Source organism: Lysinibacillus sp. UGB7 (genome assembly GCF_049058285.1).
GTDB lineage: Bacteria > Bacillota > Bacilli > Bacillales_A > Planococcaceae > Lysinibacillus > Lysinibacillus sphaericus_B.
Window position 1 is genome coordinate 37,893 of sequence record NZ_JBMGUV010000040.1, and the last position, 7,946, is coordinate 45,838.

A 7,946-nucleotide genomic window follows, 5' to 3' on the forward strand; every position below is an offset into this window, starting at 1 on the left:
GTACACCAATGGGAACGCGACCAATATTTAAAAATGTACTAAAAAATTTTACCGAGTGCCAATTAGAGGTGCTCGGTTTTCTTATGGTATAAGATTTGATAGGCCATATCGCTAGATCATGCGATTTCTACAATAGTACAAAAGCGATGAGCAAAATAAGCCCATCGCTTTCTTTATTAATAGCGCATACGTTTATGATGATGTGGCATATGGTGGTGGTGTTGCATATGACAAGGGTTAGGTGGCATTTCACAGAGTGTATGATTTTCACAGCATTCATTTACTACGGATTCTGTACAAGGGAAATAGTATTGATGATCGAAGATATGTTTGTTAACAGTTGTGATATGTGCTGGTTGAACGTGTGGTACGACAGTATGGATAAAGTTAGTGCGAACATATTGTTCAGCTGGTAAAAATTGTGGTGGATCAAATTGTGTAGGCATTGTTTGTGGCGGACAGCAATGTGGACCTTTACCATGACGGCGATTGCGATTAAACATGTTAAAACCTCCTGTTTTGATAAGTTGTCGTTCATAATTAACATATGAGATGTATGACTAAATGGTCTATTTGTATGCCTATTAAGCGCTGGTTAAATCTCCTAGGCAATAACAATAGGAGTGATACGTGATGTGCCCTACCCATTAGAAAAAGGAAGGAGGTATACAAACTAAAAAAACCTTCAGGAGGCTTCCTTTTGTGAGTTGGGAGGATGTTTTATTATGTCAATAGACAATGTGACTTGCTAAGAAGTTTAATATTTTTCATTCTTAAAAGGGCGCGGTTAATATGAGAGGAAGACCATAACACGAGGCAAGGCGGGTATTGACAAATGACCTTATAGTGAAATGGTTGCAATTATTTCAATTGCATAAAAATTCACTTTTTTGCTAGGTTGAACCAAAAGCATTGTAGGAATTATAATAGTTTGATAATACAGAAACGTTATAAAATTATGAATAAATAGAGTATTGTTTTAGATTACTTCGAATACTTCAATGTCTTTATAACTTGTGATATTATGAGCGAAAACAGTATCTCCATTAGTGCACACTGAGCGTTATCCATCTCGGGGTATGATACGAGGAAATTTTGAAATAAGAAGAATATATGGGGGGGTTAAGTGTTTGAAAAATTTTCTTGTGTGACAAATAGTTAATTACTTTTAACACAAAAATTTATGTTACAAATCTAAATAAGCACTTTACACTATATAAATCCTCTCAATGGATGACAAGATTCTAACAATATTGAAGGGCTTGATGCATTGCATAGAGCATCAAGTTGAAGTCGGCACTAATGTAGAGAAATTATGAATGCGAATGTTAAATGATAAAAAAAGTAGCGCTTGGCATTCCTTGATTACTTTTTAGAGGAATGTTTTTTATTTGCCCATATTCATTCAGATGAAAAATGATATACATATCTTAGCGGTTTAATACTACATAACTAGCAAGCATGTATAGAACTTCAATTAAAAATAGAGAAATGAGGTTAAAAAAATATGAAAAAATATCCTACTTCTACCTACTTTTATTTCATTATTCCATCTCTTATTGGTGTCCTGTTATTCATGACACCAGTCTTAACAGATGCAGGGTGGAAAGTACCGATTGCTATTTTAGCAAATTTACTAGCAGGTATTGTGGCACCGATCATTAGCTATTTTACTTTATTGATGTTTGCTATTTCGGCTATTGGCTCACTTATTGCTAAATTTATTCCTCGGAAAAATACCAAGGAACCTAGTATTTTAGATACATTATTTTATGTAAATTGGTTTTGGACAATCATACGTCTTATCGGTTTAGCCTTTGCATCAATGGTTGTATTTAAGTTCGGACCAGCTGCTATTATCAATGAAAATACTGGTGGATTATTAATGGATCCTAATGGTGGTTTAGTAACATTTTTATTTACAATTTTCTTATTTGCAGGATTGTTATTACCATTTTTAACTAATTTCGGCTTGCTTGAGTTTTTCGGAACAATGATGGTGAGAATCATGCGTCCACTTTTTAAAAGCCCTGGACGCTCATCCGTTGACGCTCTTACTTCGTGGGTTGGTGATGGGACAATTGGTGTTTTAATGACGAGTAAACAATATGAGATGGGGAACTACACGAAAAAAGAGTCTGCTATTATTGCTACAAGCTTCTCTGTTGTGTCCATTACTTTCTGTATCGTCGTGTTAGAAACAGTTCACTTGGAGCGCTATTTTATCCCCTATTATTTAACAGTTGTACTTTGTGGGATTGTGCTGGCTATCATAATGCCTCGAATTTATCCGCTTGCCAACAAGGAAGACACTTATATTGATGGTACCCCAGTAGATTTATCACGAGAACAGTTACCTGCAGGTTATAATTCAGTGACACATGGTTTGGAAAATGCTTTAACAGTCGCACATGCAAATCGTGATCCTCGCCAATTTTTAAAAGATGGGTTTAGAAATGTCTTGGATTTATGGATTGGCGTAGCACCAATTGTTATGGCATTTGGTACGACTGCTTTAATGCTTGCTGAATTCACTAATATCTTTACAGTGTTAGGAATGCCATTCGAACCTATTTTAAAAGTGCTCGGCTTACCAGAAGCGTCTGAGGCAGCACAAACAATGGTTGTTGGCTTTGCCGATATGTTCCTGCCTTCCATTTTGGGTGCAGGTATTGAAGCTGAAACGACACGCTTTGTAATTGCTGTTGTTTCTGTTTCACAGTTAATCTATATGTCCGAAGTAGGTGGGCTTATTTTAGGTACAAAAATTCCACTGAAATTTTTTGATTTAGTTGTTATATTTTTATTACGTACGATTATTTCATTACCAATTGCAGCATTAGTTGCACATATACTCTTCTAATCAAAACAGCAATTGTTTGCATCTTACTAATGTAAACAATTGCTGTTTTGGTTTCATGAATAGTAACGCCGAGTCCTTTTTCCTCCTACTTTGTTATTGGACAGCTAATTTTTTCTTTACTCGTTTCCATAGGAACAACATATATACAACCAGTACCAAAATAATAACATATGCTGTGTACATCGAACTTTCTTCATTGCCCATGAAGTTGAAAAAATTATTGAAGCCATGAAATAGCATCGTCATAATAATCGACTGACCGTCTAGTATTAATAAAGAAAGAACAAGACCTACAAGTAAGGCATAGATAATTTGTACAATGGTATCCTCAACCGATTGACCGCCAATTAACTGTAAGGAATGTGTTACCCCAAAAAGAATGCTTGAAATCCAAACAGCGGCAGTAGTACCTTTAGCTAACAATATTCGAAGCATTATCCCTCTAAAAACCGTTTCTTCAATAAATGCAACGACAAACATTTGCATGATAAACATTAATAGTAAGTTGCTTAATGAATCGAAATTTAATCCCTTCGTACCGATGAAAATAATACATAAAACGAGCATAAGTGGACTATATATGAAAATATTATCTTTGCTGATATGGGTAAAGAAATAATTACGCCACTTTTTTTTCGTTGCTATATATATTAGGAGTCCTAGCGCCAATGGTATGAGCACGACAAACTGTAATAACGGACTAGAAGGTTGCTGAATGGATACATACGCACCATTTAAAATATAGAAAAATATTAATAATAACTCCAGACCTATGAGCTTAAAGACAATCTTTTTAGTCATTACGTCGAGTCCTTTCGAAGCTAATTTTGGTATTTGTATATGTTATGGCTTTAATTCTCAAAGGATTCAGGCCATAGGCTGTTTTTATTATTTTAGATTTAGGCCGGAATCGCCGAAGCCTTATGCATAGCGCATGTAATACCTGCATAGAGCAAAATACTAAAACCTAGTAAACTACTTAATAGGACATAAACTGAAGCCTCTGATAGCAGGTTATATAGTGGGATGTACCATTCGAAAATCACCATGACAATCGGAATCAATGCAAGCAGTCCAATAAAACTATAGCCACCTAGTGTGCCTAAACGGTAAAAGACCACATTCAATAAAAGTCCAGAGATGAGGAAAAATAGTAATAACACTGAGTCTAAAACGATTGTTTGTAAAAAGGAAGGGGAACCATCAAACAATAAAATTGGATGGATAATGATAATATCTTTAACATCTAGCAAGTTATAGAAGAAAGTAATCAATTTATGTGTACAAGCTATAATAAGGGCTCCTGAGATGCTGCAAACGATGAAAAAGAGGCCAACATTACACATATACTGCATACGACTTAAGCCTAGTTTTAAAAAATAGGGCATGGTTCTATTTAATATTTTTGCGCTCATCGTACTATAAAAAATATAGACAGGAATAGAAATCGTGATGGCAAAGGAAATATATTTGCCAAAAAAGGTATCTAAGAAAAACGACAGCAAGACAATGGAAAATAAAATACTCCAGAAAATAATATTTTTCTTTTTATAGCTTTGAAATAATACATAAAAGCTACCCTTTACTGTATTCATACAATTGCCCTCGCTTTCTGCTGTTTACTTAAATACACCAACATGTCTTGTAGAGAAACACTTTGTCGTGTAATGTTGTCGCCTTCGATTGTGCGGCCATTGGCATAGACAACGGCGGTCATTTCTTGCATAAAGGAGTGCTGGTAAATAACCTCCAAGCCAACAGTTGCCTGCTCGACATCATGAGCGCTACCTTTTACAGCTACAATATGCTGACGCCATTCATTCGCTGTTTTTTGAAGTAGTAATTGTCCTTCGTGAAGTATAAGGATTTCCTCAAACAACTCACTTGCTTCATCAATTAAATGCGTTGACAAGATAAATAATCTTGGATTTTCAGTCTGCTGTTCAATCAATAAATCATAAAATGTATTACGCCCGGCTACATCTAGCCCGATATATGGTTCATCAAAAATTGTGATGGCGGCATTGCTGGCAAATCCTGTAATAATTCCAAGTGCAGATACCATTCCTTTCGAAAGACTTCTCACTTTGTCTTTCGGATTAAGCGCAAACACCTGTAGTAGCTCTAAAGCAAGATTTTCATCCCATTTTGGATAAAAGTAGCTATTGGCCTTTAAGCTTTGAGCAATCGTCATTTCTTCTTGAAAATTACCACTCTCTGCAACAAAGCAAATGTCTCGTAAAATAGCTGGTGCATTGAAGACATTTTCTCCGTTCACGCAAACACTTCCGCTAGATGTCGCAATCAGTCCTGCTAACAGATTTAAGAATGTCGTTTTTCCAGCACCGTTATGGCCCAAGAAACCAATGATTTTCGGACCTTCAATCGTAAACGTGACATTTTTTAGCGCCTGTTTGTGCTTATACGATTTACTTACATTACTCACTTCAATCATTATATTATCCCCTTTGTAACATATTTTGTAATTCTTCAGGCGAGATGCCCAATCTAGTCGCTTCTTTTTTCAATGGTTCAATATGCTGGGCAAAAAAACTTTCTTTGCGCTCAGCAATTAATATCGTTCGAGCATCAGTACTGACAAACATACCGACACCACGTTTTTTATAAATAACACCCTTATCCACTAATTCGTTCACACCCTTTCCTGCTGTAGCTGGGTTGATTTGATATTCCTTCGCAAATTCATTTGTTGATGGAATGCGATCTTCAGGCTGTAACAGTTCATCGAGAATAGCATCCTCAATGCGTTCACGGATTTGTTGGAAAATAGGCTTTTCATTGCTTAACGAATAGCTCACAATCCACCTCCTAGTCCATTGGTTAGTTAGTTATGTAACTAACCATATAACGTAAGGTTATGTTTGTCAATCCATTTGATGGAAAAATATTCACTTGTGTACAGAACAAATAAAGTTGGAATCTGTGGATAAGTTTCCAACTTATTTTTTTCAAGTAAATATAAAAAGGTGTTTTTAGATTAAAAAAAGTTTAAAACAATAATGTCGGTAACTTTTGTATAAATTTTCCTGCGTTATTTCCGTCGTCACTTTAACGGCTTCGGTGGGGGGCAATTTACAACCTTTTTATCGAATGACTTTCAACTTAATCAACCTATTGGAATCGCGGTACATGCTGGAGGGAACAATCACCAATTCCTAAATTTCAATTTTCCACACATATTCAAAACTATTTTAAAGAAAATGTAGGAAAGACATATTAAGAAGTAATTGCTGCCTGGTATGAAGAAGTGGGTCGTAAGAAAGACCCTTCATACATCACAACAATTAGTTCCCAATTTGAATATAATCAATTTACGCGAGATTACTTTACTGATCCTGAAAACAAAGGGAAAAAGCGAGAAGATGCTATTGCTGCTTGGAAGGAGATACCAGGAGAAAATAAGTACATACCGAAAAGTAATTCTTGACCCCTTCTTGTTCAACTATAGAAGCAGTTTAGTTGAACAAGGAGGTAATACTTTTGCTGTTTTAAACATCTCTTAATATTGTGGAGATATTTAAAGATGGAGGTTGTTGTGATTAAAGAGGCAGTTTAGTTAAACAGTGTTGTTTAACTTATGTTCAACTATCGGGCCAGATTGATGAACAAAGTTTAATGTACAGGGGGATTAATAATCTGTTTTAATCAATTCTTTTTCAAAACGGATTAATTAATTTAACCTAAAATGTGGGTTTACGAGGTGTTATTGATCAAACTTTATTTTAAACCAATATTAATACCTATCGAAGTCTTTTATAATCGAGGGAGTGGTTTGACTGAAACTTTTAACAGAATCAAAAAGTACATCAAGAAATCTAAAAGAAATTTTAAAATCCCATCCATTAACTTCATTCTTTGTTATGGCATATTTATTTTCGTGGATTGTATTAATTCCATTTATCTTATCTCAATGGAATATCATCCCCAAAACTAAAATTTTTGACGTTTTTTTTGTACTTAATGCTTTCGTTGGTCCTATGTTAGCTACATATATTATGATTCGGACTCTCGAAGGAAAAGGAGCTTGGAAAGTTTTTGTAAAAGGAATATGGAAGCTTAAAGTGGGTTTAAAATGGTACTTATTTGCACTTATCGTCATTCCTGCTGTGATATATTTGGGATTTGTAATATTAAACGGAGGAATTCCAACTTTTAAAGGGCTTACAACGCAATTTTACGCAACATACCCTATTTATCTTGTTGTAGTCTTCTTCTTTGGTGGTCCGTTTCCAGAAGAAATTGGTTGGCGAGGTTTTGCTTTACCTCGAATGCAATCTAAGTTTGGATCATTAAAGGCAACGCTATTGCTCGGAATTCTTTGGGCGCTTTGGCATTTACCTCATTTTTTAACCGCAGCACAAAGAGGTGGCCCAGGTTCAAACATTTCTCTTCTTTATTATGATTTACCTATTTTTATTGTGCTATGCTTAGCTGCTTCCATCATTTTAACTTGGGTGTTCAACTCCAAACAAGGAAATTTGTTTATTGTTATGTTGGTTCACGCTAGTTTGAATACTTTTGGTTTTACACAACCTTATCTTACTAACCCTGCTTTGAAAGAATCTGATTTATCCGTTAGTCTAGGATTAGGTCTTTTCGCTTTGATAATTTTGATTTTTACAAAGGGTAAATTGGGATATAAGTATTCTTCTCCTGAAGTGGAACTAGGTAACTAAGGGAAACTTAAACAAACGGGCGCAATTGTTGAATAACTTTACTTTTCTTCTTCAACTCCCATGAAAGAACGTAATAATCTTTCATTTTCTGTGGTGTAATGTTGATTGTACGCGACATGGATGGCTAACGGGGGCGATTGTTCAATAGAGCAATCGCTTTTTTACGAACAGAGCAGGTTAATGAAAAATTATCTACTTAGAGAGACGAGGGTAATAAAATGAAATATTTTACTAAAGAATGGTAGGAATTGTGTCAAAAAACAAGTTTCCATCTGCTTTTAGAGGAAGAAAAGCAAGTTTAAACATTCTCAGAAGAATATTTTCAACAGCTTTACTTGAAAATCATTGAGCTGTTTAGACAGCTCTTATTTTTTTATAAAACGAAC

The 7,946-nt window shown here is 35.1% G+C and carries 7 protein-coding genes and 1 pseudogene; 3 read left to right on the top strand and 5 right to left on the bottom strand.

What is annotated here, in order from left to right:
- Window positions 1-176: 176 nt before the first annotated feature.
- Window positions 177-503, bottom strand: a complete 327-nt coding sequence (locus ACOMCU_RS24265) for a CotD family spore coat protein (RefSeq protein WP_010858575.1) — start codon at window positions 501-503, stop codon at window positions 177-179.
- Window positions 504-1,507: 1,004 nt separating this feature from the next.
- On the opposite strand from ACOMCU_RS24265, the gene ACOMCU_RS24270 reads away from it, so the two are divergent.
- Entirely contained in the window at window positions 1,508-2,863 is a 1,356-nt protein-coding gene (locus ACOMCU_RS24270) for a YjiH family protein (protein WP_010858576.1), read from the top strand.
- 93 nt (window positions 2,864-2,956) lie between these two features.
- Here ACOMCU_RS24270 and ACOMCU_RS24275 read toward each other — a convergent pair whose 3' ends face one another.
- The 4 genes from ACOMCU_RS24275 to ACOMCU_RS24290 form a co-directional block, all read right to left on the bottom strand.
- Window positions 2,957-3,664, bottom strand: coding sequence for a CPBP family intramembrane glutamic endopeptidase (locus tag ACOMCU_RS24275; RefSeq protein WP_010858577.1), 708 nt, complete (start codon window positions 3,662-3,664; stop codon window positions 2,957-2,959).
- A gap of 98 nt (window positions 3,665-3,762) precedes the next feature.
- Complete coding sequence (locus ACOMCU_RS24280; protein ID WP_421051679.1) at window positions 3,763-4,458, bottom strand: hypothetical protein; 696 nt, start codon at window positions 4,456-4,458, stop codon at window positions 3,763-3,765.
- Window positions 4,455-5,318: an ABC transporter ATP-binding protein gene (locus tag ACOMCU_RS24285; RefSeq protein ID WP_421051680.1), complete on the bottom strand. Its 864-nt coding sequence runs from the start codon at window positions 5,316-5,318 to the stop codon at window positions 4,455-4,457. Before ACOMCU_RS24285 ends, ACOMCU_RS24280 begins: the two co-directional genes overlap by 4 nt.
- Window positions 5,319-5,322: 4 nt before the next feature.
- Window positions 5,323-5,682: a GntR family transcriptional regulator gene (locus ACOMCU_RS24290; RefSeq protein WP_421051681.1), complete on the bottom strand. Its 360-nt coding sequence runs from the start codon at window positions 5,680-5,682 to the stop codon at window positions 5,323-5,325.
- Between the two features lie 383 nt (window positions 5,683-6,065).
- Here ACOMCU_RS24290 and ACOMCU_RS24295 point away from each other — a divergent pair.
- A pseudogene (locus ACOMCU_RS24295) lies at window positions 6,066-6,311 on the top strand (cytoplasmic protein); the annotation flags it as partial.
- 433 nt (window positions 6,312-6,744) lie between these two features.
- Window positions 6,745-7,560 carry a type II CAAX prenyl endopeptidase Rce1 family protein gene (locus tag ACOMCU_RS24300; protein ID WP_421051682.1) on the top strand — a complete coding sequence of 272 codons (816 nt, stop codon included), beginning with the start codon at window positions 6,745-6,747 and terminating at the stop codon, window positions 7,558-7,560.
- Window positions 7,561-7,946: the final 386 nt, after the last annotated feature.

Bases quoted from the DNA above. Each gene is read 5' to 3' on its own strand.
- ACOMCU_RS24275 (WP_010858577.1), bottom strand. From the start codon at position 3,664: ATGACTAAAAAGATTGTCTTTAAGCTCATAGGTCTGGAGTTATTATTA.
- ACOMCU_RS24270 (WP_010858576.1), top strand. From the start codon at position 1,508: ATGAAAAAATATCCTACTTCTACCTACTTTTATTTCATTATTCCATCT.
- ACOMCU_RS24280 (WP_421051679.1), bottom strand. From the start codon at position 4,458: ATGAATACAGTAAAGGGTAGCTTTTATGTATTATTTCAAAGCTATAAA.
- ACOMCU_RS24265 (WP_010858575.1), bottom strand. From the start codon at position 503: ATGTTTAATCGCAATCGCCGTCATGGTAAAGGTCCACATTGCTGTCCG.
- ACOMCU_RS24300 (WP_421051682.1), top strand. From the start codon at position 6,745: ATGGCATATTTATTTTCGTGGATTGTATTAATTCCATTTATCTTATCT.
- ACOMCU_RS24285 (WP_421051680.1), bottom strand. From the start codon at position 5,318: ATGATTGAAGTGAGTAATGTAAGTAAATCGTATAAGCACAAACAGGCG.